Origin of the sequence: Microlunatus soli, assembly GCF_900105385.1 — a bacterium.
Taxonomy (GTDB): domain Bacteria; phylum Actinomycetota; class Actinomycetes; order Propionibacteriales; family Propionibacteriaceae; genus Microlunatus; species Microlunatus soli.
In genome coordinates this window covers 2,592,317-2,614,823 of sequence record NZ_LT629772.1, presented here as the reverse complement: position 1 = coordinate 2,614,823, position 22,507 = coordinate 2,592,317, and the positions used below count along the sequence as shown (strand labels likewise).

The 22,507-nt window shown below is 68.3% G+C and carries 20 protein-coding genes; 10 read left to right on the top strand and 10 right to left on the bottom strand.

The features are described 5' to 3' along the window. Positions 1-103: 103 nt before the first annotated feature. Positions 104-511, bottom strand: a complete 408-nt coding sequence (locus tag BLU38_RS12070; protein ID WP_091524982.1) for a MarR family winged helix-turn-helix transcriptional regulator — start codon at positions 509-511, stop codon at positions 104-106. A gap of 89 nt (positions 512-600) precedes the next feature. Here BLU38_RS12070 and BLU38_RS12065 point away from each other — a divergent pair, with 89 nt between their 5' ends. After that, positions 601-2,058 (top strand): MFS transporter, encoded by a 1,458-nt coding sequence (locus tag BLU38_RS12065; protein ID WP_197680090.1) that lies wholly within the window; start codon positions 601-603, stop codon positions 2,056-2,058. On the opposite strand, the gene BLU38_RS12060 is transcribed toward BLU38_RS12065, so the two are convergent. From BLU38_RS12060 to BLU38_RS12050, 3 genes are read right to left on the bottom strand one after another with little or no spacing between them, the layout of a single operon-like run. Continuing rightward, a complete protein-coding gene (locus tag BLU38_RS12060) occupies positions 2,043-3,008 on the bottom strand; it encodes an aminoglycoside phosphotransferase family protein (RefSeq protein ID WP_157683408.1) in 966 nt (321 codons plus the stop codon). The genes BLU38_RS12065 and BLU38_RS12060 overlap by 16 nt on opposite strands. Continuing rightward, positions 3,005-4,231 (bottom strand): arginine deiminase, encoded by a 1,227-nt coding sequence (locus tag BLU38_RS12055; RefSeq protein WP_091532319.1) that lies wholly within the window; start codon positions 4,229-4,231, stop codon positions 3,005-3,007. Before BLU38_RS12055 ends, BLU38_RS12060 begins: the two co-directional genes overlap by 4 nt. A gap of 29 nt (positions 4,232-4,260) precedes the next feature. Beyond that, entirely contained in the window at positions 4,261-4,866 is a 606-nt protein-coding gene (locus BLU38_RS12050) for a MarR family winged helix-turn-helix transcriptional regulator (protein WP_197680089.1), read from the bottom strand. A gap of 146 nt (positions 4,867-5,012) precedes the next feature. Between BLU38_RS12050 and BLU38_RS12045 the strand changes: the two genes are divergently transcribed. Then, entirely contained in the window at positions 5,013-5,654 is a 642-nt protein-coding gene (locus tag BLU38_RS12045; protein ID WP_091532315.1) for an FMN-dependent NADH-azoreductase, read from the top strand. A gap of 80 nt (positions 5,655-5,734) precedes the next feature. Here the strand turns inward: BLU38_RS12045 and BLU38_RS12040 are convergent, their stop codons facing one another. After that, positions 5,735-6,865, bottom strand: coding sequence for a magnesium and cobalt transport protein CorA (locus tag BLU38_RS12040; protein WP_091524972.1), 1,131 nt, complete (start codon positions 6,863-6,865; stop codon positions 5,735-5,737). Positions 6,866-7,269: 404 nt separating this feature from the next. Here BLU38_RS12040 and BLU38_RS12035 point away from each other — a divergent pair, with 404 nt between their 5' ends. The 3 genes from BLU38_RS12035 (at position 7,270) to BLU38_RS12030 (ending at position 10,083) form a co-directional block, all read left to right on the top strand. Further along, positions 7,270-8,058, top strand: a complete 789-nt coding sequence (locus tag BLU38_RS12035; protein WP_091524967.1) for a glycosyltransferase — start codon at positions 7,270-7,272, stop codon at positions 8,056-8,058. 184 nt (positions 8,059-8,242) lie between these two features. Next, positions 8,243-8,392, top strand: coding sequence for a hypothetical protein (locus BLU38_RS30865; protein WP_157683407.1), 150 nt, complete (start codon positions 8,243-8,245; stop codon positions 8,390-8,392). Between the two features lie 53 nt (positions 8,393-8,445). After that, positions 8,446-10,083, top strand: a complete 1,638-nt coding sequence (locus BLU38_RS12030; RefSeq protein ID WP_157683406.1) for a putative hexosyltransferase — start codon at positions 8,446-8,448, stop codon at positions 10,081-10,083. Here the strand turns inward: BLU38_RS12030 and BLU38_RS12025 are convergent. After that, positions 10,031-12,175 carry a YhgE/Pip domain-containing protein gene (locus BLU38_RS12025; protein ID WP_231920387.1) on the bottom strand — a complete coding sequence of 715 codons (2,145 nt, stop codon included), beginning with the start codon at positions 12,173-12,175 and terminating at the stop codon, positions 10,031-10,033. The genes BLU38_RS12030 and BLU38_RS12025 overlap by 53 nt on opposite strands. A 6-nt stretch (positions 12,176-12,181) precedes the next feature. Further along, positions 12,182-13,018 carry an ATP-binding cassette domain-containing protein gene (locus BLU38_RS12020; RefSeq protein WP_157683405.1) on the bottom strand — a complete coding sequence of 279 codons (837 nt, stop codon included), beginning with the start codon at positions 13,016-13,018 and terminating at the stop codon, positions 12,182-12,184. Positions 13,019-13,278: 260 nt separating this feature from the next. Between BLU38_RS12020 and BLU38_RS12015 the strand changes: the two genes are divergently transcribed. Further along, positions 13,279-14,529 carry an IS110 family RNA-guided transposase gene (locus tag BLU38_RS12015; protein ID WP_091524954.1) on the top strand — a complete coding sequence of 417 codons (1,251 nt, stop codon included), beginning with the start codon at positions 13,279-13,281 and terminating at the stop codon, positions 14,527-14,529. Positions 14,530-14,540: 11 nt separating this feature from the next. Here BLU38_RS12015 and BLU38_RS12010 read toward each other — a convergent pair whose 3' ends face one another. After that, a complete protein-coding gene (locus BLU38_RS12010) occupies positions 14,541-15,176 on the bottom strand; it encodes a TetR/AcrR family transcriptional regulator (protein WP_157683404.1) in 636 nt (211 codons plus the stop codon). 99 nt (positions 15,177-15,275) lie between these two features. After that, positions 15,276-16,328, bottom strand: coding sequence for an adenosine deaminase (locus BLU38_RS12005; protein WP_231920306.1), 1,053 nt, complete (start codon positions 16,326-16,328; stop codon positions 15,276-15,278). A 119-nt stretch (positions 16,329-16,447) separates the two neighbouring features. On the opposite strand from BLU38_RS12005, the gene BLU38_RS12000 reads away from it, so the two are divergent. Together BLU38_RS12000 and pheA are read left to right on the top strand one after the other, a co-directional pair. Further along, positions 16,448-17,503, top strand: a complete 1,056-nt coding sequence (locus BLU38_RS12000; RefSeq protein ID WP_231920305.1) for a DUF2510 domain-containing protein — start codon at positions 16,448-16,450, stop codon at positions 17,501-17,503. Between the two features lie 74 nt (positions 17,504-17,577). Then, entirely contained in the window at positions 17,578-18,597 is a 1,020-nt protein-coding gene (gene pheA / locus BLU38_RS11995) for a prephenate dehydratase (RefSeq protein ID WP_331715075.1), read from the top strand. A gap of 22 nt (positions 18,598-18,619) precedes the next feature. Here the strand turns inward: pheA and BLU38_RS11990 are convergent, their stop codons facing one another. Continuing rightward, positions 18,620-20,224: a diacylglycerol kinase family protein gene (locus BLU38_RS11990; RefSeq protein ID WP_091524935.1), complete on the bottom strand. Its 1,605-nt coding sequence runs from the start codon at positions 20,222-20,224 to the stop codon at positions 18,620-18,622. 149 nt (positions 20,225-20,373) lie between these two features. Here BLU38_RS11990 and serS point away from each other — a divergent pair, with 149 nt between their 5' ends. Both serS and BLU38_RS11980 read left to right on the top strand, forming a co-directional pair. Next, positions 20,374-21,663 carry a serine--tRNA ligase gene (gene serS, locus BLU38_RS11985; RefSeq protein WP_091524932.1) on the top strand — a complete coding sequence of 430 codons (1,290 nt, stop codon included), beginning with the start codon at positions 20,374-20,376 and terminating at the stop codon, positions 21,661-21,663. Further along, positions 21,660-22,445, top strand: a complete 786-nt coding sequence (locus tag BLU38_RS11980) for an HAD family hydrolase (RefSeq protein WP_091524929.1) — start codon at positions 21,660-21,662, stop codon at positions 22,443-22,445. Before serS ends, BLU38_RS11980 begins: the two co-directional genes overlap by 4 nt. Positions 22,446-22,507 lie beyond the last annotated feature (62 nt).

Genomic DNA, 22,507 nt, shown 5'->3' with positions numbered 1-22,507 from the left:
TGTCTCGCGACGGTCAACGCCCTTCGACAGGCTCAGGCGCCCTTCGACAGGCTCGGGCGCCCTTCGACAGGCTCAGGGGTCTTTCGACGGGCTCAGTGATTCCCTACGAGCCGAGGGTTTCGCGGAGCAGCCGGCGGTGGGTTTGCTGGGCCTGCTGATGCAGTTGATGTCCTTGGTCGGTGATCGACACCATCAGGGCTCGCCGATCCTCGGCGCAGGAGTTGCGGGTGACCAGGCCGGACTTCTCCAGTCGGTCGACGATCCGCGACAGTGCACTCTGGGTCATCGGTGAGATCTTGGACAGATCCTTCATCCGGCACGGGCTGTCGGGGTCGTCGTTCTCCGCGATCAGGTCGAGCACCTCGAAGTCGCTGAGGCCGAGCCCGTGCTCGCTGTTCAGGCCGCGCTCGATGCTCGCTGCCGTCGTCAGGTAGCGCTCCTGCAGATCCCGCCAGCGGCCGACCAGGGTCGCCTCGCCGGCTGCGCCGCCGGCCGTCTTGGTACCCGTCATGAGGCCGAGTGTATAACATGCTCCCGCATCCAATGCGACGGAATAATATGCTTGCGCATTCTATGACGCGGCATATAAAGTCGTCGACTGTGAACCGCACACCTGATCTCGCGACCACATCCCGCTGGTCGCCGCGGCGCTGGGCGCTGCTGTTGGTGCTCTGCACCGTGTTGGCCCTCGACGGACTGGACGTCTCGATGGTCGGGGTCGCGCTGCCGACCATCGGCCGCGAGCTCGGCGTCAGCACCGAGACCCTGCAATGGGTCGTCTCCGGCTACGTCCTCGGATACGGCAGTCTGCTGCTGCTCGGCGGTCGACTGGCCGATCTGCTCGGCCGGCGGCGGATCTTCCTGATCGCGCTGTCGGTCTTCGCCCTGGCTTCGATCCTCGGTGGCGTCGCCGATGATCCCGGGCTGCTGATCGCGGCCCGCTTCATCAAGGGGTTGGCAGCGGCATTCACCGCACCGACCGGCTTCTCCATCATCACCACCAACTTCAGCGAAGGGCCCGAGCGCAACCGAGCGATCTCGATCTACTCGGTGTTCGGAGCCTCCGGCTATTCGCTCGGCCTGATCGTCGGCGGCCTGGTCACCGGACTGAGCTGGCGGTGGACGATGCTGTTCTCGGTGCCGTTCGCCGTCGCGGTCCTGGTCCTCGGCTTCTTCTTCATCCCGCGTGACGGGCGGGGAGAGCAGGGTGGCCACGATCTTGCCGGGGCGGTCGCTCTCCCGGCCGGAATGTTGATCTTGGTCTATACGGTCGTCTCGGCTCCCGACGCCGGCTGGGCATCGATCCGGACGATCGGCGGATTCGTCGTGGCCGCGATGATTCTTGCGGCGTTCGGCCTGATCGAGACGAGGGCCAAACACCCGCTGATCCGGTTCTCGATCTTGAAGCAGGGGTGGGTGGCGCGCGCGAATCTTGCCGCCGTCGCACTCTTCGGTTCCTACCTGAGTTTCCAGTTCATCGTCACGCTCTACCTGCAGTCGGTGCTCGGCTGGCAGCCGTTGACGATGGCGCTGGCGCTGTTGCCGGCCGGATTGTTGGTGGTCGGCAGCGCTCCCTTCGCCGACCGACTGATCGATCGCTTCGGCGGTCCGAAGTTGATCATGCTCGGGATGATCTCGCTGCTGGCCGGATACCTGTTGTTCCTGCGGATCGACACCCATCCGTCCTACCCGTTGGCCATCCTGCCATCGGTGATCCTGCTCGGCGGCGGCTTCGCGTTGGGCTTCCCGTCGATCAATGTGCAGGCCACGTCGGGGATCAGGAACAGCGAGCAGGGATTGGCCGCCGGGCTGGTGCAGACCAGCACCCAGGTCGGTGCGGCACTGGTGCTCGCGGTCACCACGGCGCTGGTGACCACCGGCGGCGAGACTGCCAGGGCGACGCCTGAGGCGATGCTCGCTGCGTACCGGCCCGGTCTGTTGCTGAGCGTGCTGGTGGCGGCGGCCGGGCTGGCGATCGCCGCCGTCCCGAAGCGCTCGACGGTGCCGCCGGCAACGCCGACGCCGGATCCGGAACCGGAGCGTCAGGTCGTCGGCTGATCGACGTCGAGGTCGACCGCGGGCCCGTCCGGCGTGCTGCCCAGCACCACGTCCAGGCGGGCCGTGGCCTGTTCGGCAAAGGCCGGGTTGTCGGTCAGCGCCGCGTTGGCGGCATGGTTGGCCAACTCCAGGATCTCGACCACGTGCAGTCGTTCGGCGAAGCGGCGGATCGGGCCGGCGACCGAGGCGTACCCCTGCAGGTAGGCCGCCGCCGAGCCGGGATGTTCACCGAACACCTGCCAGCGGAGCTTGACGAAATCCACCACCGGATCCCAGACTTCGGCGCCGTCGAAGTCGATGATCGCGGCGAACCGTCCGTCGCGGTCGGCCAACACATTGTCCAGGTAGAGATCGCGATGCACCAGCGACGGCTCGACCACATCCGACACGACGGCCGCAAGATCGCGTGCCCGGTCGAGCATGGCGTTCCAGTCCGCCGCCGGATAGAGGTCGGTGGCCAAGGCCCGGCCGCGGATCTGCGGGACCCGGAAGTCGACGTAGTCGGCCCAGGTCGGGAAGGTCGTCGAACCGCCGACCCGGGAAGCGAAACCACCGGGGCGTACGGAGTGCAGTGTCGCCACGGCGGCGCCGAACCCGGCGAAGAATTCCGGCACCGTGTCGGCGGTCAGCACCTCCGGTGGATGCACGGTGTCCAGGTAATCGACGATCCGTACGGTCCGGCCGTCCAGCTCGGCGCAGGCCGGTTCGAAGATGACCAGCTCAGGCGCCGGTACGCCCCGCTCGACCGCGAGCCGATGGGCTCGCGCTGACGCCGTGAGCTTGCCGAGGTCGGCCGCCGGTGGAGCGATCTTGAGCAGGTACTCCCGGTCGTCGCCGGACAGCCACCAGTTCTCGTTGCCGTAGCCGCGCTCGATCCGTCGCGGCGGTGCCGTGATCCGCAGGCCCAGCAGCGATTCCGCTGCCCTTCGGACCTGTTCGGGACGGTTCACAGCTCGTCGCGCAGGATCGGGCAGGACATGCATCGCGGGCCGCCGCGACCGGTGCCGAGTTCGAAGCCGGCGATGGTGATCACCTCGATGCCGGCCGCCTCCAGTCGGGCGTTGGTCTCGGTGTTGCGTTCGTAGGCCACGGCGATCTTCGGGGCGATGCACAAGGTGTTGTTGCCGTCGTCCCACTGCTCGCGTTCGGCCGTCACCGGGTCCAGGCCGGTGTCGATCAGCCGGAGGCGTTCGATCCCCATCGCGTCCGCGGCCGCGTCCAGGAAATGTCGGCGCTCGCCGATCACCAACTCGCCGTCATCGCCCAGCGTGATCGGCAACGCATCCAACCGATGGGCGACGTTGGGATACATCACGACGGCGTCGGTGTCGACCATCGTGCAGATGGTGTCCAGATGCATGGTCGCTCGGTCCTGGTCGATCGGAACGGCCAGCACGGTGTGTGCCAGGTCCGATTCCAGGACCGTCCGCGCCAGTCGTTCGGCGCCGGCCGGTGTGGTGCGTTCGCCGACTCCGACGGCGAGCACGCCGGCAGCCAGGGCGAGCACGTCACCACCTTCCAGATGCTCCGCGCTCGGCCCGTGGATGCGTTGGACGGGCTCGGATCCGGGCGGGGCGAAGCGTGGATGGAAGCTGTAGATCAGGTCGGTCAGCTGGGTCTCCCGGCGACGGGCCGGCATCGCCAGCGAGGTGACCACGACCCGGTCGCCGACCCAGGTGCTGGAATCCCGGGTGAACAGCAGGTTGGGCAGCGGATCGATCAAAAAGTCGTCGGCACCGAGCAGTCCGGTGACCAGGGTCCGTACTCCGGTCACCTCGTCGTTGCGCAGCCCGCTGGTCAGGATCTCGGCCAACCGGTCGGGCGGCTGATCGGCCAGTTCCTGCCGGAGGTAGCGCCGCAGCCGCTCGCCGAACCGCAGATCGGACAGGGTCAGGTCGACCGCCTGGGCACGAGCGGTCACCGACTCCAGCGTCCGGGCCAACAGCTCGGTGAGATAGAGCACTTCGACGTCGCGGCTGCGCAGCGCCTCGGCGAAGGCGTCGTGTTCGTCCCGGGCGCGATCGACCCAGGGGATCCCGTCGAACAGCAGCGCGTCGTTGTTCCGTGGGGTGAGTCGGCGCAGCTCGTTGCCCGGGCGATGCAGCAGCACGGTCCGCAGCCGTCCGACCTCGGACCGGACGCCAACACCCTCGACCCCGACACGCTCAGCCATGTCGGGACTGTATCGAGATCCGTGGTCCGTCAGCAGGTTCCGGTGCTGGAATCCGCGTCGGACGAAGGTGGCACCCGGCACAGGATGTCGGTGAACTCGGGGGAGATCGCCTCGACGATCGCGCGGCAGGCGTCGCCGGTCACCGCCAACTGCTCGGCGGTCAGGACATCGACGACGAGCCGTCGCGCCTCCCGGACGTGACCCGGCGCCGTCTGGTGCAGCTTCTGCCGGCCGGCGTCGGTCAGGAAGGTCGCGGTCCGCCGGCCCGCGGATCGACAGGCGGCCTTGGTCACGTAGCCGGCCCGTTCGAGGCGGGATACGGCGTGCGTGAGCCTGGACGGTGAGCTCTTCGCCAGCACCGCCAGATCGCTCATCGGGACCTGCCCGCCGGGCGCCTCGCCGAGCTGGACGAGCACCTGGTACTCGAACAGATTCAGCCCGGCGTCCCGTTTCAGCTGAGCGTCCAGCGCTGCCGGCAGGGTGCTGAACATGGCGACCAGCGCCATCCAGTCGTGCAATTGGGTCGGATTCAGCCACGGCGGGTCGGCCACGCCTGATCGGTCGGCCACGCCTGATCGGTCGGTCACCCCGGTCCCGGGGGAGTCGTCCCGATCGCCACGTACGGCACTGGTCACGGTTCGACCTTATCGCTGCTCATGGATCGATCGTAGGACTCGGACTTGAATGTTCAAGTCGATCGGCGCTATCTTGAACTTGAACATTCAAATCCGTCACCGTGCCGGACCTCGAGCACGGGCGAACCGCGAGGAGCACCACCCCGATGACCTTGTTGCGCATCGACTCCAGCATCCAAGGCGACAACTCGGCGAGCAGTGCGCTCGCCGACCAGGTCGTCGACCAATTCCGCAACGACCGCCCGGATGAGACCGTCGTCAGCCGACACCTCGCTCAGCAGCCGCTGCCCGCCGACGCCTGGCCGACCGCGATCGGCGCCTCCTTCACCCCGGCCGAGAGCCGCAGCCCCGAGCAGGTCGCCGCGCTCGAACTGGCCCAGACGATTGCCGGCGAACTGCGCAGCGCCGACGTCGCCGTGCTGGCTCTGCCGCTCTACAACTGGGGCGTCTCCCAGCACGTCAAGACGTGGATCGACCTCGCCATCGCCGGCGCCGAATCACCGGCGGAGAAGCTGCTGGACGGCACGCCGACCGTCCTGCTCACCACCCGCGGCGGTTCCTATGCGCCGGGTACGCCGAAGGAAGGCTGGGACCACAACATCGCTTACCTGCAACGGGTCCTGGCCGAGGTCTGGGGTGCGGACCTGACCGTGATCGAGCGTGAGCTCACCCTCGCCGGAGTCAACCCGGCGCTGGACGCCTTCGTCGAAGAGGCGTCGCTGATGAAGAAGACCGCCGAGGAAGCCGCCGTCGCGGCCGGGCGCGACCTGGCCGGCGTCGGCCGCTGATCAACTCCGTGCCCGACCGCTCCTGATCAGCGATGGTGATCACCGATGCTCACCATCGCCCGATCGAGAAGGGCGCCCGGTCACAACCAGCGACGGGCCCGGAAGACCACGTACAACAGCACCGCGATCGCCAACATCAGCACCAGGGCGAACGGGTAACCCCACTGCCAGTGGGTCTCCGGCATCACGTCGAAGTTCATCCCGTAGACCGCACCGATCAGGCTGGGTGCGAACAGGATGGCGGCCCAGGACGAGATCCGCTTCATCTGCTCGTTCTGGGCCAGGCTGGCCTCGGTCATCGTCCGCATCTCCTCGTTCTGCCGTTGGCCGACCAGCGTGGCGTGCACGCTCATCGCGCTCTGCAGCACGCTGCGGAAGCTGTCCGCGGCCTCGACGGTCCGGATCACGTGGTCGGCGACGTCGCGCAGGCTGCGTTGCAGTTCCTCGTCCACCCGGTACTTGTCGAAGCCGGCCTCCAGCCCGCGCAGGATCGCCAGCAGCGGCCGGGTGGTGCGCTGGAACTCCATCACCTCGCGGGACAGTTCGTAGATCCGGCGGGTGACCGCGGCGTCGCCGCTGAAGAGCTGGTCCTCGATCTCGTCGATGTCGTTCTGCAGCCCGGACACCACCGGACCGTATTCGTCGACGACCTCGTCCAGGACGGCGTACAACACCGCTTCGGGGCCCAGCCGGAGCAGCTCCGGGGACGCCTCCAGCCGGCGCCGGACCCGTCCCAGATCCGGAGATTCGGCGTGTCGGACGGTGACCACGAAGTCGTCGCCGACGAAGAGGTGCAACTCACCGAACTCGACCCGTTCCTCGGCGTCGATGTATTGCGCCGGCCGCAACACGCAGAACAGCGTGCTGCCGTAGCGTTCCAGCTTCGGCCGCTGATGGGCAGCGATGGCGTCCTCGACGGCCAGGTGATGAAGATCGAATTCCTGGGCCACCGAGCCGATCTCGGCCGCGCTCGGACGATAGAAGCCGATCCAGGCCATCCCACCCTCGGTGCCGTCCAGCATCGCGTACGTCTCGTCCAGGCTGCTCGGTTCCTTGACCCGTCGGCCGTCGACATAGATCCCGTTGTCGACGATGCTGCCGCCGGGGCGGTTGCGGTCCGGTTCGGTGGACGGCACGTACTGCTCAGACGGCACCGGCGCGTTCGGGGTGCGCCGAGGACGCGGCACGCGAAGATCACGGAGGAAGGACATCGGGACTCCCAAGACGTACGGGAGTGCTGGTGCCGATCGGCCGTGCCGACGAGACGGCAGGCACAAAGATTCGCCACCGCGGTCGCGTTCCGCGCGCAACGCGCGGTCAGTTACTCAGCTGGTGACGGGACGGGTGGTCGACGAATCTCGATCGAACCGCACTCCGAGGATGGACGAGGTGCGACTGTGAGACTCGAGACTTTGACTGGGACTCATCGCCCTCACCTCCTCACGATCGGGGCCCGCGGGCTGTCGTGCGAACAAACGACTGAAGTCTACCGCCTGCCCGACGCGGCCGATACCAGGCCGCGATGTCTGATCCGTCACCACCGTGATCGGGGTAGGGCATCGGACAGGCTGCAAAGGACCTGAGTCCGGTCCGGGCCACCCGCTAGTCTCTAGGCGTGAGTACCGGCCGAGTTGCGTGTGTGATCCCCGCCAAGAACGAGGAGACGACCATCGCCGCGACGGTGGCTGCGGCCCGCGAGCTCCCGCAGGTCGCCACCGTGATCGTCGTCGACGACGGCAGCAGCGACGGCACCGCCCAACATGCCACCGCAGCCGGCGCCATCGTGGTGGGGCACGACCGCAACCGCGGTAAGGCTGCAGCCATCGAGTCCGGGGTGAACGCGCTCGGCGTTCTCGAGCAGCGGGACAACCTGCCGGAGGCGACCGCGATCCTGTTGCTGGATGCCGATCTGGGCGAGTCCGCGGCCGGCGCGGCGCCGCTGATCGGTCCGGTCGTCAGCGGTGCAGCCGCCTTGACGATCGGTGTGCTGCCGGCGCAGACCACGGACGACGGCTCACCGGCCGGCGGTCACGGCATCGTGCTGAACACCGCCCGCCGCGGGATCGAGGAGCTGAGTGGCTTCTCGGCCCGGGCGCCGCTGTCGGGGCAGCGCTGCATCACCCGGCGGGCGTTCGAGCTGGCCAGCCCGCTGGCCGCCGGGTTCGGGATCGAGGTCGGGATGACCATCGACGTCGTCCGGGCCGGGCTCACGGTGCAGGAGATCGATGTCGACCTGCAGCATCGCGCCACCGGCAACGACCTGGCGGGTCAGTTGCATCGGGCCAAACAGCTGAAGGACGTCACCCGTGCGCTCACGGCTCGCGGGCTGATCGGTCAGACCACCGGTGAGCTGCGCTCCCATCCCACCGTCAGCGGACTGTTGGACCGCCTCCGCGGGCGGTGAGGGAACTCATCGTGTCTGTTCAGGAGTTCGGTAGCCGGGAGTTCGGTGTCGCGCCGGCCGGTGTCCGCGGTGGATCCAGACTGAGTCTGGGCGGGAGCCGGCCGCCGGCGACGACTCCCCGAGATCGCGGGCGGGAGTCGCTGGACGGAAACCGTGGTTGACCCGACCGTGCAGGGGTCCGGCAGTGCCGACCCCGCCGACGACCGAGTGCGAGGAGAAGTTGATCATGGGCGCGATCATCAAGCGTCTGCTGCAGGTGTTGTGGCGGACGGTGCTGGCCGAAGCGATCCGCCGATCGATGACGGCGTTGTGTCGCAAGCATCGGCGGCGGTGACCCGGGAGCGGACCGCTTCCGGGGGCGGCGGCGATGGATCCGATGATCCGGCCGTGGCGGGATACCGGCCGTCGGTCTGGCATCGCGACCATCGGGTCGGGCTGGCCGCGATCATCGCCGCCACCGTGTTCTGCCTGATCGTCGGTGCGTTGGGGCCGTCGGTGATCACCATCACGCTCGGCCCCCGGGACGGCCTGTTGCCGCCGTGGTACCTGCCCAGCAAGGTCGTCGAGCCGGCCGAATGGCTGGTGTCGCTGCTGATCTGGGGTGCGCTGGCACTGTCCGGCGTCGGGCTGTGGATCGCGATGCGAGCCCTCGCCGCCGGCTGGCGTCCGCGGGCGCGCAGGATCGCCGGGCTCGGGATCGGGCTGGTGGCCGCTACCACCCTGGTGCCGCCGCTGACCTCGGCCGACGTGTTGATGTACGCCGCCTACGGTCGGCTGCAGGTGATCGGCCGCAACCCGTACGAGATCACGCCGGCGGAGATCTTCCGGAGCCAGTTCGACCCGGTGCTGCGCTGGACCGAGCGGCCCTGGACCGACACTCCCAGCGTCTACGGGCCGATCACCTCCTGGACGCAGTGGGCGGCCAACCAACTCGGCGGCACCAACATGCACGACGTCGTCTTCTGGCTGCAGTTGTTCGCCGCCGTGCCGTTCGTGTTGGCCTGTCTCGGCGTGCTGTTCATGGCCCGTAACGCCGACCCGGAGCGTCGGGCACGGGCCGCGCTGCTGACCATCTGCAATCCGTTGCTGATCTGGGCCGTGGTGGCCGGCGCGCACAACGAGGCGCTGTCGGTGGTGTTCGCCGTTGCCGGGATGATCTTCATCCGGAAGAGCCCGTTCCTGGCCGGGCTCGGCGTCGGGCTGGCGGGCTGCGCCAAGGTGAGCATCGGCATCTGGGGGCTGGCGATGCTGTGGGCCTACCGCAAGCAGCCCAAACAGATGGCCAAGATCTGTGTCGGTGCAGCGATCCCGATGGCGTTGGCCTATGTGGTCTGGGAGCCGACGGCCTTCGTCCAGGTGCTGCGCAACGGTGCCTACGTGTCGGTCGGGTCCTGGGTCAATCCGTTCTACACGTTGTTCGCCCACCTGTTCGACCAGTCCACCAGCAAGATCATCTGCGGCGTGATCAGTTACACCCTGCTGCCGATCGTGGTGTTCGCGCTGTCCCGGGTGGTGCCGTGGCGGCTGGCACCCGGAGCACCGGACGACACCGATCCGCGGACCGACCCGATGACGATCGCGCTGCGGACCGCGATGATCATCGGTATCGGCTGGGTGGTCACCGCGATGTACACCCTGAGCTGGTACGACCTGCAGATCTGGATGCCGTTGGCGTTGCTGGCCGGCGGCAAACTCGACCGGTTGATGATCGTCCGCGGCGCGGTGCTGTCGGCGGCCTTCGTGCCGGGCCGGGCGGTCGAGTTCGGCGCCTCCCTGGCGTGGGCGTCGGCCCGGGTCCGCGACGTTGTCTCGCCGCTGGTGCAGATCATGCTGCTGCTGGCGATCTTCCTGTGGTGGCGCTGGCCGGACAGCAACTCACTGTGGCCGGTGGGGCGTCGGACCGTGCTGGCGGGTCCGGACCTGTCCCGACGACCGGCCCCGGAGGAACCGCCGATCGAACCGCCGGCGGAGGTCACGCCTCCAGTGGCGGATGCAGATCCCGCAACGCGAATCTCTGCTTCCTGACCAGCATCAGTGACCCGAGCGCGAGCGCTACGACGGCGATCGCGGCGAGCACGATCACGTCCTGGATCAGATCGGCGGTCAGTCCGCCGGAGATCGTCACCCGGTAGGCGTCGATCAGATAGCTCATCGGCATGAACGGGTGGATCGCGGAGAAGAAGCGTGGCAGCACGGCTGGCGGATAGGTGCCGCCGGTGGACGCCAGTTGCAGCACCAGCCAGATCAACAGCAGTGCCGATCCCGGCGTACCGAGCGCCATCCGGAGCACCTGGGCGATCGAGGAGAACGCGATCGCGCCCAGTGCGGTGACGCCCAGCAGCGCCAGCGGACGCACCGGGTCCAGTCCGAGGAACAGCCAGACCGTCCCGATCGTCAGGTAGCCGCCGACTACGGCCAGGATGCCGGCCGGAAGCCAGCTGCCGAGCTGTCGGGCCAGCGCACCGCCGCGACCGACCAGCGTCCGGCCGACGAGCGGCCGGAGCACCAGGAATGCCGAGATGCCGAACACCCAGAGCGCGATCGAGAAGAACATCGGTGCCAGCCCGCGGCCGTAGTAGGTGGCGGCGTTGTCGACCTGCATCTTGACCTCGGCGGGGGAGGACAGCACCTGGGCCGCCTGGTCGCCCTGGTCATCGGTGACGGCCGGCACCTTCTTGGCTCCGGCCACGAGTTGATCATGGAGCGTCGACGCGCCGTCGGACAGTTGGCCGAGGGCGCTGTCCAGGTCGTGGTTGCCGGTCTTCAGCTGGTCGGCACCGTCGGACACCTGGGTCGCTCCGCTGTGCAGCTTGTCGGCACCGTCCGCGGCCGAGGAGATGCCGGTGGCGAGGCTGTCGGCGCCGGTGGACGCCTTGCCGATGGCGGTGTTCAGCTGATGGTTGCCGTCGGCGACCTGGTGGGCGCCGTTGTTCAGCTTCTTCAGATCCTTCTTCGTCGATTTCAACGAACCGGACAGTTGATCAAGGGTATCGTCGACGCCGTCGGTGATGCCGGCGACGGTGTCGGCCTGCTCGCTCGCCGCGGTAGCGATCCTGTCTGCCCGGCCCGATGCCGAATCGACCCGGTCGCTCAGCCGGCCGAAGGCGGGGTCCTTCCTCAGCTCGGGGTATTTCGTCTCCAGCCGGGTCAGCTCGTCGTCGGCCCGATCAAGATCACCGGCCACCGACTTGCTGCCGCCGGCGGCGTCGGCGGCGATCGTGTTCATCGCCGACGACGCCTTCTTGGTCCCCTTGCGGATCTGCGGCAGGTCGGACTGCAGCTTGTTGAGCGGCGGCAGCACGGTGTCGTTCAGCTGCTGGGTGCCGTCGGCGACCTGGTCGGCACCGTCGGCCAGCTGGGCGGACTTGGTCTCCATCGTCGACAGTCCGTCGGCCAGGTCCTGAGCGCCGGTGTCGGCGCTGTCCAAACCGCTGGAGAGCGTCGCCGAACCGGTCTCCAGCTGCTGGGCACCGTCGGCGAGGGTCGCCGACCCGTCGGCCAACTTGCCTGACGCGGTGTGCGCCCTGGTCAGGCCGGCGTCGAGCTTGCCGGCGCCGTCGGCGGCGTCGTCCATCCCGGATTTGATCTTCGCCAGATTGTCGAAGACGACCTCGAAGTAGCTCTTCACCGCGGACTGGTCGACGGCGTTCTCGATCTTGTTCTGCGCCTGGCCGGTGATGCTGCCGATCACGAATCCGTTGGCGTCGTTGCGGCGCAGGGTGATGTTCGCCCGCCGCGGATCGTCGGTCTGGCCGCTGACCAGGTTGCTGGAGAAGTCCGACGGCACCGTGACGACCAGGTAGTAGTCGCCGTGCCGCAGCCCGTCGGCAGCGGTCGCCGCATCGACCTCGTGCCAGTCGAACTCCTTGCCGGCGATCAGTTCGTCGACGAAATCGTCGCCGGCGGTGATGGTCTTGCCCTGTGCCGTGGCGGGTTTGTCGTTGTTCACCACGGCGACCGGCAGCTCCGACAGACGACCGTAGGGGTCCCAGTTGGCGGCCAGATAGATCGCCCCGTAGATCAACGGCACCAGGGCGACGAACACCAGCGCGATCTTGGATAGCGGGCCGCGGAACCGACGGAACTCGCCGGCGGCGATACGGAACGGGTTGATCATGGTCACCTACTGAGGGGAATCGGCCGGCTGGGAGGGGCCGCTCGGGGTTGCTGTCCGCTTCGGCGCGGTCGTCTGGGCATCCGTGGTGTGCCTTCGGCGGTTCGGTCCGGGAGGTGGCAGGTCGATCGTCACGGCGTCGTACGGGATGGTGTCGGGCTCGACGGTGCTGGCGACGACGGTGCTGCCGGTGTGGGCCATCAGTCGGATGATCGCCCGGTACAGCCGATCCTGGTCTGCGACCCCGAGTCCCCGATCGAGATCGTCCAACACCATCAGGGTGCTCGGGCGCAGGGCGGCCAGCGCCAACTCGAGCGTGCTGCGCTGATAGCTGTCGAGCTCTTCGACCAGCTGATCCGGCGACACCCGCAACTCCAGGACGTCGGCAAGTTCGTCGAAGGTGGACCGGGCCCGGCCCGTACGGATTCCGTCGACCGCGGCCCGGTCTGCGATCGCGTCGGCGACCGAGTGCTTGGGCTCGGCGTCGACGATGCTGCCGATCCGTGCAGCGGTCGTGATCGACCGCAGTTTCTTGGACCCGTGCAGCGCGTCGTGACCGGCCACCCGGAGCGATCCACCGACACCGCCGGCGCGGCCGATCAGGGCCAGCAGCAGGGTGGATTTCCCGCTGCCGTCGGTGCCGTGCAGCACGCCGAGGGTGCCGGCCGTGAGCCGGAAGTCCAGCCCGGCGAAGACGCGGCGGATCCCGGTGCCGTAGTCGAGCCCGGTCGCGATCACCAGGTCGGAGTCGGCGACGTCGTCCGATGTCGGTGCCGGACCGGGCTGGTCGGTTGCGGCGTCCTGCTGGTCCGGGTCGCGGAGCGGGACCAGGTCGGTATCGCTCACTGGTCTACCTTCCTCGTGTTGGCGCTCTTGGATGGAGTGTCAATGCACCCGAGGTGCCACCAGGTCATCGCCCTGCTCGCTCGACGTTTCGGATGTCCACGATGAGATCTGCGAGGTCTGGTGGTTGCCCGGGGCGTGCGGACCGTCGACAGGGCTGAGCGCCTGTGAGCGCCGATCAGTGAGCGAACTGGCAGGCACGTTCCGGCACCATCGGCACACAAGGGTGCCTCCCCACTGGGACTAGCAGCGAGGAGGCTGACATGAAGTCTGCCAGTAATACTCTGCCCGACCAACCCATCAACGACCTCACCGCTGGGATCGACTGGGCGGTTGCCGATCACGCCGTCTGTGTCGTCGACGGCCGCGGCCATCGAGTCGATCAGACCCTGGTCGAACACACCGCGGACGGGCTGCGGAAGTTGATCAAGTTCCTCATCGATCACGGAGTCGGCGAGGTCGCGATCGAGCGCCCGGACGGTCCGATTGTCGACGCCCTGCTCCAAGCCGACCTGACCGTAGTCGTGATCAGTCCGAACCAGGTCAAGAACCTCCGCGGCCGCTACGGCTCGGCCGGCAACAAGGACGACCGATTCGACGCGTTCGTGCTGGCCGACACCCTGCGCACCGACCGGCCCCGGCTGCGGCCACTCATCCCCGACACCGCCGCGACGGTTGCGCTGCGTCGGGCCTGCCGCACCCGCAAGGACCTGGTCGCTCACCGAGTCGCGGTGGCCAACCAGCTCCGATCCCATCTCGGCAACGTGTTCCCCGGCGCGGTCGGCCTGTTCAAAGATCTCGATTCCAAGATCAGCATCGCGTTCCTGACCCGATTCCCCACCCAAGACCAAGCCGACTGGCTGACCCCCAAACGCCTCGGCGACTGGCTGACCAAACAGGGCTACTCCGGCAAAGTCCCGCCGACCAAACTGCATGGCCGGCTGGCCGCCGCGGCCCGCGGCATCACCGGATCCGACGCCGAAACCCAGGCCCACATCACCCACGCCCTGCTCGCAATCTTGACCACCCTGGTCGAACAGATCGCGGCACTCACCGCCCAGATCGACCGGCAACTCCACACCCACGCCGACCAACACATCTTCACCAGCCTGCCCCGAGCAGGACGAGTCCGCGCAGCCCGGCTGCTGGCCGAGATCGGCGACTGCCGCGCCAGATTCCCCACCCCCGAATCGCTGGCCTGTCTGGCCGGTGCCGCACCCTCCACCCGGCAATCGGGCAAACTCCGCGCCGTCACCTTCCGCTGGTCCTGCGACAAACAACTCCGCGACGCTGTCACCGACTTCGCCGGCGACAGCCGACACGCCAACCCCTGGGCCGCCGACCTCTACCAACGAGCCCGCACCCGAGGACACGACCACGCCCACGCCGTCCGCATCCTCGCCCGAGCCTGGCTGCACGTGATCTGGCACTGCTGGCAAAACGGCGTCTCCTACGACCCCGCCCAACACCACGCCCTCCAACGCATCCTCCAAGCCCAAAACCAGCCGGCTTGACACAGGGCATCTCATCGCAGCACCCCTCGGATCGCGATCTGCAAGGTGTCGGCGATCAGCGACGGCGGCATCGCGTCGGGGGCCGCGGCGTATTCGGTGGCCAGCGACTGGACCAGGGTGAGCAGCAGATTGGCCCTCGCTTCGTCGAAGTCGATCTCCAGCCCGAGATCGGCGGCGCGCCGGCGCAGGTCATCGAGCAGGTGCTGCCGCTGGGTGCTGCGCAGCCGGCCGTAGACCTCCGACAACTCGGGATCGGTGCTGGCCAGCACGCGGACCTCGGCGAGCATCGCCAGGGTCGACTCGCCGCCGATGATCTGTTCGGTCAGATCGTCGGCGATCCGGGCGACCGCCGTCGGATCGGCGATCACGCTGGCCAGCCGCCTGGATGAGGCGAGCACCGACCCGGTCACCGCGCTGGTCTGTTCGTTGATCACCTCGGTGAACAGGTCGGACTTGCCGCCGAAGTTGGAATACACCGCGCCCTTGGAGAAGCCCGCCTGGGCGGCGACCTCGCCGAGGTTGGTGCGCTGGTATCCGTTGCGGAGGAACGACTCCCGCGCCGCGGCGATGATCCGGGCCCGGACGTCGGAGCGCTTCGGGCGGGTCTGGACCGGACCGGTCCGTCGGTCGGGATCCGTTTGCTGCATTCCCATCACCCACTCGGTCGCGGTTCGAATCTCGATACCCACGGTACTCGATACCGAGGGTTTTGAGAAGTCTGAGCCGGAGCAGGTGGGCGGTCCGGGTCAGGGTGCGGCGTGGCCGGCCTCGTAGGTGTCGATCTCGGCCCGGATCCTGGTCTTGGAGTCAGCGGGGGCGAACGACTGGTCGACGGCTGCCCGGGCCAGATCGGCGACGCCGTGTGCGTCCAGGTCGAGGAGGACCGCAGCGACCTCGTACTCCTGGTTCAGGCTGGTGCCGAACATCGGTGGATCGTCACTGTTGATCGTCACCGGCACACCGGCCCGGACCATCGTCGGCAGCGGATGGGCGGAGAGATCCTCGACGGCTCCGGTGGCCACGTTGGAGGTCGGGCACACCTCCAGACAGATGCCGTCGGCGGCCAGCCGCTCCAACAGATGTCGATCTTGAACGGCCGAGGTCCCGTGTCCGATCCGTTCGGCACCGAGGCTGTCCAACGCATCCTTGATCGTCTGCGGTCCGGTGGTCTCGCCGGCGTGCGGCAGACTGTGCAGGCCGGCCGCCCGGGCCCGATCGAAGTACGGCTTGAACTGTGGTCGTCCGACACCGATCTCCGGACCGCCCAGACCGAATCCGATCAACCCGTCGCAACCTTGATCAACAGCGATCCGACAGGTCTCCTCGGCCGCCGGAATCCCTTCCTCGCCGGGGATGTCGAAGATCCACCGCAACTCGATGTGATGATCACGAGCTGCCGCGACCCGAGCGTCCTCGATCGCCTCCAGGAACGCCTCGGCAGCGATCCCGCGGAGCACCGAGGTGTACGGCGTCACGGTGAGTTCGGCGTAGCGGATCTGCTGCGCGGCCATCGCCGCGGCGACCTCGTAGGTCAGCAGCCGGACGTCCTGAGGTTCACGGATCAGGTCGACCACCGACAGGTAGATCTGGATGAAGTCGGCGAAGTCGGTGAAGGTGAAGTACTCGATCAGGGTGTCCAGGTCGGCCGGCACCCCGGCCTCGGGATGCCGCGCGGCGAGTTCGGTGACGATCTGCGGTGTCGCCGAGCCGACATGGTGGACGTGCAGCTCGGCCTTGGGGAGTCCGGCGATGAAGGTCGACAACGCCGGCGATGGCTTGAGTGACTGAATATCGTTCACCGGACCATTCTGGACTCCCGGCCGGCGGGCGGCGGCGCGCGAGTGCAACGCAGCGAGTGCGCGTGCAGCGCCGGCCGTAGAGGCCAGACTGCAGCAGTGGTTCCCTTATGCTCAGGGGCGTGAGTACGCCTGCCGCGGGATGGTTCCCCGACCCGGCCGGCCGACCCGACAGCTATCGGTGGTGGGACGGCGCGGCCTGGACCCACTATCTGACCGACGACCCGACCGGCCCGGCACCGATCGACTCGACCGACGCGGAGGCGCTCCGAACGCCTGCCGTCCCGCCGGCATCCACTCCGTCGACCGGTGGGGCGCCGGCCGATCCGAGCCCGCTCGACCAGCCACATTCCTCCGATCAACAGCCACAGTCGCCCCACCGACGGCTGGCGCAGGCCGAGGCGCAGCCGATCCCGTCCGCCGCGCAACGGACACGCCGTCAGATGCCGCCCGGCTACGAGTTCTCCCGGCCCGAGCGTGCCTCCCGCCGACCGAGCCGTCGGCTGAGCCCGGTGGTGGCGCTGATCGCCGCCCTGCTGGTCGGCGCGGTGGGAGTTGCGGCGGTGGTGAAGACGCGCACCGAGGCGTCCTCACTGCTGCAGCCCCCGCCACCGGTCTCCTCCGCCGAGCTGGCCAAGATCCGGGTCGAATTCGACGAGTCGACCCGGGTGGTGACCGCCAAACCGCTGCAGGTCACGATGCCCGGTGCGCCGTACGAGACGTCCGAGACGCCGGGTGCCGGCTACGGCGTGTTCAAGCCCGGCGCGGTGGAAAGTTCGCTGATCGTGCAGAAGGACTACAACGGCAAGGGCGACCCGTGGGTCGGTGTCGTGGCAGCGGGGGTCTATGGCCCCGAGCAGACCGGCAAGGATGTTGAAACCACCGCCGAGCGGGTGTTCCAGGAGCTGGCCGACAGCGGCTACGACGGCATGAAGATCTCGATCAAGAACGCCACCTCCAAGAAGCTGAAGGGATACCAGGTCGACGGGTGGATCGCCACCGGTGACATCCACTACAAGGAGAAGGGGATCAAGAGCACCTACGACATCGTCAGCGTGCTGGTGATCGACGGTGGCAGCGGCCAACATGTCGGATGGCTCACCTCCCGGCCGAACAAGTCCACCGCGTCGGCGAAGGCGGCGGTGGCGGCGTCGATCAAGTCGATCAAGATCAACTGAGCGATCGGCGGCGGCGGCCGTCACGCCGTGGAATTCCGGGCCACCGCTGGGGCAGCAGTGGTTACCCTGATCGGGTGTCAACTGCCCCCTGGAATGAACCGTCCCCCGAACAGCCGCCGTCGTCCCGGCCCGACCCGGCGAATCAGCGCCCGGCGGCTCACCGACAGGTGAGCCGGTTCGGCTACTTCGGGCCGGAGGGCACCTTCACCCATCAGGCACTGCTGACCGTTCCCGGGGCCGACCTCGCCGAACTGACGCCGTACGCGACCGTCGCCGGCTGCCTGGACGGCATCCGCAGCGGCGAGGTCGACGCCGGGCTGGTGCCGATCGAGAACTCGGTCGAAGGCGGTGTCTCGGCCACCCTGGACAACCTCACCTACGGTGAGCCGCTGATGATCACCAGGGAAGTGCTGCTGGAGGTGCAGTTCACTCTCTTCGTCCGGCCCGGTACGGCGCTGACCGACGTCCGGCGGGTGCTCACCCACCCGCACGCAGCCGCCCAATGCCGGGACTGGCTGGCCGCTCATCTGCCGCAGGCCGACATCACCACCGACGGCTCCACCGCAGCCGCGGCCGCCGCCGTCGCCGATCCCGACTCCGGTTACGACGCCGCGGTCTGCAGCCGGATCGCCGGCGAGTTGCACGGATTGGAGGCGCTGGCCGACGGCATCGCCGACAACACCGCCGCCGTCACCCGCTTCATCCTGGTGACGCGTCCGGGGCGGGTCGGCCCGGCGACCGGCGCCGACAAGACCAGCCTGGTGCTCTTCATGCGGGCCGACCACTCCGGCGCCCTGCTGGAGCTGCTGGAACAGTTCGCCAGCCGCGGCGTCAACCTGTGTCGGATCGAGTCCCGTCCGACCAAGACCCAGCTGGGCAGTTACTGCTTCGCCATCGACGCCGAGGGGCACGTCGACGACGCCCGGATGGCGGAGGCGTTGATGGGGCTGCACCGGGTGTCGGCCCGAGTGATCTTCCTGGGCAGCTTCCCGCGCGCCGACTCCGGGCAACCCGACATCCTCGCCGGCACCGCCAACGCCGACTATGCCGCCGCCCAGCAGTGGCTCGATCGGCTCCGTAACCCGAGCAGCTGAAGGGTCGGCGCAGCGGCAGCTGTCATCTGGGGACCCGGATCGCCAGCGCGCCGGGCAGCACCTGGGCCTCCAGGGTGTGGCATTCGCCGGCCGGGTCGCCGTCCAGCTCGAAGTGATCGCCCTCGGCGACCTCGATCCTGATCTTGCTCCCGGTGATCCGGTCGAGTTCGTCGACGTCGCGGTCCCGCCGGGTCAGCACCTTGGCGGTGAGTCGAAGCCAGTCGGTCGGTTTGCGTGCCGAGGCGATCAGCAGGTCGAGCAGCCCGTCGTCGGGTTTGGCGTCGGGGATCAGCGGGATGTTGGCCTGCAGGTAGCCGACGTTGCCGAGCACCAGGACGTGGGCTCGGCGGCGGATCGGTTCGCCGTCGTCGACGGTGATCGTGGCGTGCAGCGCCGGATGATTGGCGTTCCGTGCTGCGGCGAGGAAGTAGGCCGCCGAACCGACCGCCCGCTTCAGATCCGGGTTGGTCTCCTGCATGATCATGGCGTCGATCCCGATCCCGGCGAGCACCACGAAATGATCTTTCCGGTCGTCGTCGATCGTCACCTGGACGACGTCGATCTCCCGGGTCCGGCCGCCGAAGGCGACCTCCATCGCGGCCCGCTCGTCCAGCGGGATCCCCAGGTTCTTCGCCAGCAGATTGCCGGTGCCGGCCGGAATCACCCCGAACGGGATCCCGCTCTCGGCCAGCTCCGCTGCCACTACCCGTACGGTGCCGTCACCGCCGGCTGCGATCACCAGGTCGGCGCCCAGTTCGATCGCCCGCCGGGTCTGGCTCCGGCCGGGGTCGTCGACCCGGGTCTCCAGCCACATGGCCTGGGCCCAGCCGCGGGTCCGCAGTTCGTAGTCCAGTGCCCGACGGAAACCGACCCAGTCCGCGACCCGGGCCGGGTTGTAGACCACGGCGCAGCGCTTCTTGGTGTGCCGTGACGGGCCCGCGTCGGTGTCCACCGCGCGGCGTGCCACCCGGGCCCGAGGTCGATTGGAGGCAAACGGTGGCAACACCGAGACCCCGGCGATCAACAGTGAGACGGCGGCAGCCGCGGCGCCGAACAGCACACCACCGATCAGGTCGGAGAGATGGTGGGCAGCCAGCAGCAACCGATCCGATCCGATCAAGATCAGGATCAGCGCACCGATGATCGCCCAGCGCAGCTGCACCACGCGGCGATGCCGGGTTACCACCAGCACCGTCCCGACCGCCACCACGCCGACGCTGGCCGCGGTCAGATGGCTGCTCGGATAGGCGTACCCCTGGGCGGTGATCAGCTGGACCGCGTCGGCCGGACGCTGCCGACCGATCAGCTGCTTCAGCAACCAACCGCCGCCGTAGCCGAGCACGACCATCAGCACCAGCGCACCGGCCAGGTTGCGCATCCGTCCGCGGTAGGCCCACAGGGCGACGAACAACAGGCTGAGATAGATCAGGGCCGGCTCGGTGACCAGCGCCAACGCTGCCGCGATCTGACCCGGAGCCGAGGTCGGCTGCAGCGGTGCCGGGGCGACCCGGGCGTCCCATTCCGGCAGCCATGCGGCGGTCAACACCAGGACGGTCCACCCGCAGATCGCGGCGACCAGGCAGATCACGATGACCAGTGAGGTTCGTGACGGCGGCTTGCGGACCATGATCGGGAGGATATGCGATGGATGGTGGTCCAGGAGTGCGCTGAACAATCGGCTCGTCGCGAGCGCGGCGCCGCCCGGGTGCGTGCAGCGTGGCGCGCAGCAGAGCGAATTGTTCGGCGCACTTCTAGGACGCCCACTAGTCTTGATGTGTGATTGACGCCCGACTGCTCCGCACCGACCCTGACCGCATCCGCCGCTCCCAGCGGGCCCGAGGGGAGTCGGTGGAGCTGGTGGACAAGCTGGTCGGGGTCGACGAGTCGCGACGCCAGGCGATCGCGACCTACGAGTCAGCGCGCGCGGAGCAGAAGGAGCTCGGCAAGCAGATCCCGAAGGCTCAGGGCGAGGAGAAGCAGGCGCTGCTGGCCAAGACCAAGCAGTTGGCCGAGCAGGTCAAGAGTGCCGAGGCGACCCAGCGCGAGACCGAGGCGGAGTTCAACGAGCTGCTGCTGGCAGTCGGCAACCTGGTGTTCGACGACGTGCCCGAGGGGGGCGAGGACGATTACGTCGTCCTGGAGACCCACGGTGCGCCGCGGGACTTCGAGTCCGAGGGCTTCGCCGCCCGTGATCACCTGGAGCTCAGCGAGGGGCTCGGCGGCGTGATCGACGTCGAGCGCGGCGCCAAGGTGTCCGGTTCCCGGTTCTACTTCCTGACCGGGGTCGCCGCCGAGCTCGAGCTGGCCTTGATCAACTTGGCGATGCAGACCGCGATCGGCAACGGCTTCACCGCGATGGTGCCGCCGGCTCTGGTGAAGCCGACGGCGATGGAGGGCACCGGATTCCTCGGCCAGGCCGCCGATGACGTGTATCGGTTGGAGGCCGACGACCTCTACCTGGTCGGCACCGCCGAGGTGCCGTTGGCGGCCTATCGCTCCGAGGAGATCCTGAACGCCGCCGAGCTGCCGTTGCGCTACGCCGGCTACAGCCCGAGCTACCGCCGCGAGGCAGGGTCCTACGGCAAGGACACCCGGGGGATCTTCCGGGTGCACTGGTTCGACAAGGTGGAGATGTTCAGCTACTGCGATCCCGAGGATGCGGCCGCCGAACATCAACGGCTGCTGGAGTGGGAGAAGGACTTCATCACCAAGCTGGAGTTGCCGTTCCAGGTGCTCGAACTGGCCGCCGGTGATCTTGGGCTGAGCGCCGCCCGCAAGTACGACTGCTACGCCTGGTTCCCCAGCCAGGGTAGGTATCGCGAGATCACCTCGACCTCCAACTGCACCGATTTCCAGGCCCGCCGACTGAACATCCGGGCCCGGTTCGGCGACGGCACCCGGCCGGTGGCGACGCTGAACGGGACACTGTGCGCGATGACCCGGATGATCATCGCGCTGCTGGAGAATCATCAACAGGCCGACGGCAGCATCCACGTGCCGCAGGCGCTGCGGCCCTATCTCGGTGGCCGGGAGCGGTTGACGGCGCCAGGCGCCGTGGCTCGATGAGCTGGAGTCCTCAGCTGGTCGCTCTCGACGTCGACGGCACTGTCGTCGACCGGGACGGCAAGTTGCCCGACCCCGTACGGGATGCGGTCGCCGAACTGCTCGACCGGGGTGTGCTGGTGGTGTTGGCGACCGGACGATCCTGGCACGGCACCGAGGAGATCTTCGACGGACTCCAACTACCGGCCGGACCGGCGATCTGTTCCAACGGCGCCGTGATCGTCAGCTACCCGCCGGTCGAGGTGCTGCGGACCGTCACCTTCGACGCCACCGAAGCGGTCACCAAGGTGCTGCAGCGGCAGCCGGACACCCTGGTCGCGGTCGAGGAGGTCGGTCGGGGCTATCGGGTCAGCGGCCCGTTCCCGGACGGCGACCTGACCGGCGAGTTGATCACCACCGACGTCGCCGAGATGATCGCCCAGCCGGTGACCCGGGTGATCCTGCGGGATCCGAACAGCACCGACGAGGACTTCGTTCGACTGGCCGCCGAGCTCGGGCTGCATGGTTGCAGTTACTTCATCGGGTGGAGTGCCTGGTTGGACATCGTGCCGGAGGGCGTCAACAAGGCCACCGCATTGGCCGAGGTGGCCGAACGGTACGGCATCGATCGGGCCGACGTGCTCGCGCTCGGCGACGGCCGCAACGATCTGGAGATGTTGCGCTGGGCCGGCCGGGGTGTGGCCCTGGGCGAGGCGCCGGACGTGGTCAAGGCGGTAGCCGATCACGTCACCGACGGCTTCGACGACGGTGGCACGGTCACCGAACTGCGCCGCTGGCTGCACTGAGCCGTCGCAGGCCCAGGGAACCACTGATCAATACGGGCTACTGCGGCCCGCGCTGCACGCCC

Coding starts and splice junctions, on each gene's coding strand:
- BLU38_RS12070 (WP_091524982.1), bottom strand. CDS start 511: ATGACGGGTACCAAGACGGCCGGCGGCGCAGCCGGCGAGGCGACCCTG.
- BLU38_RS12055 (WP_091532319.1), bottom strand. CDS start 4,231: ATGGCTGAGCGTGTCGGGGTCGAGGGTGTTGGCGTCCGGTCCGAGGTC.
- BLU38_RS12045 (WP_091532315.1), top strand. CDS start 5,013: ATGACCTTGTTGCGCATCGACTCCAGCATCCAAGGCGACAACTCGGCG.
- BLU38_RS12040 (WP_091524972.1), bottom strand. CDS start 6,865: ATGTCCTTCCTCCGTGATCTTCGCGTGCCGCGTCCTCGGCGCACCCCG.
- BLU38_RS12025 (WP_231920387.1), bottom strand. CDS start 12,175: ATGATCAACCCGTTCCGTATCGCCGCCGGCGAGTTCCGTCGGTTCCGC.
- BLU38_RS12015 (WP_091524954.1), top strand. CDS start 13,279: ATGAAGTCTGCCAGTAATACTCTGCCCGACCAACCCATCAACGACCTC.
- BLU38_RS12010 (WP_157683404.1), bottom strand. CDS start 15,176: ATGCAGCAAACGGATCCCGACCGACGGACCGGTCCGGTCCAGACCCGC.
- BLU38_RS11990 (WP_091524935.1), bottom strand. CDS start 20,224: ATGGTCCGCAAGCCGCCGTCACGAACCTCACTGGTCATCGTGATCTGC.
- BLU38_RS11980 (WP_091524929.1), top strand. CDS start 21,660: ATGAGCTGGAGTCCTCAGCTGGTCGCTCTCGACGTCGACGGCACTGTC.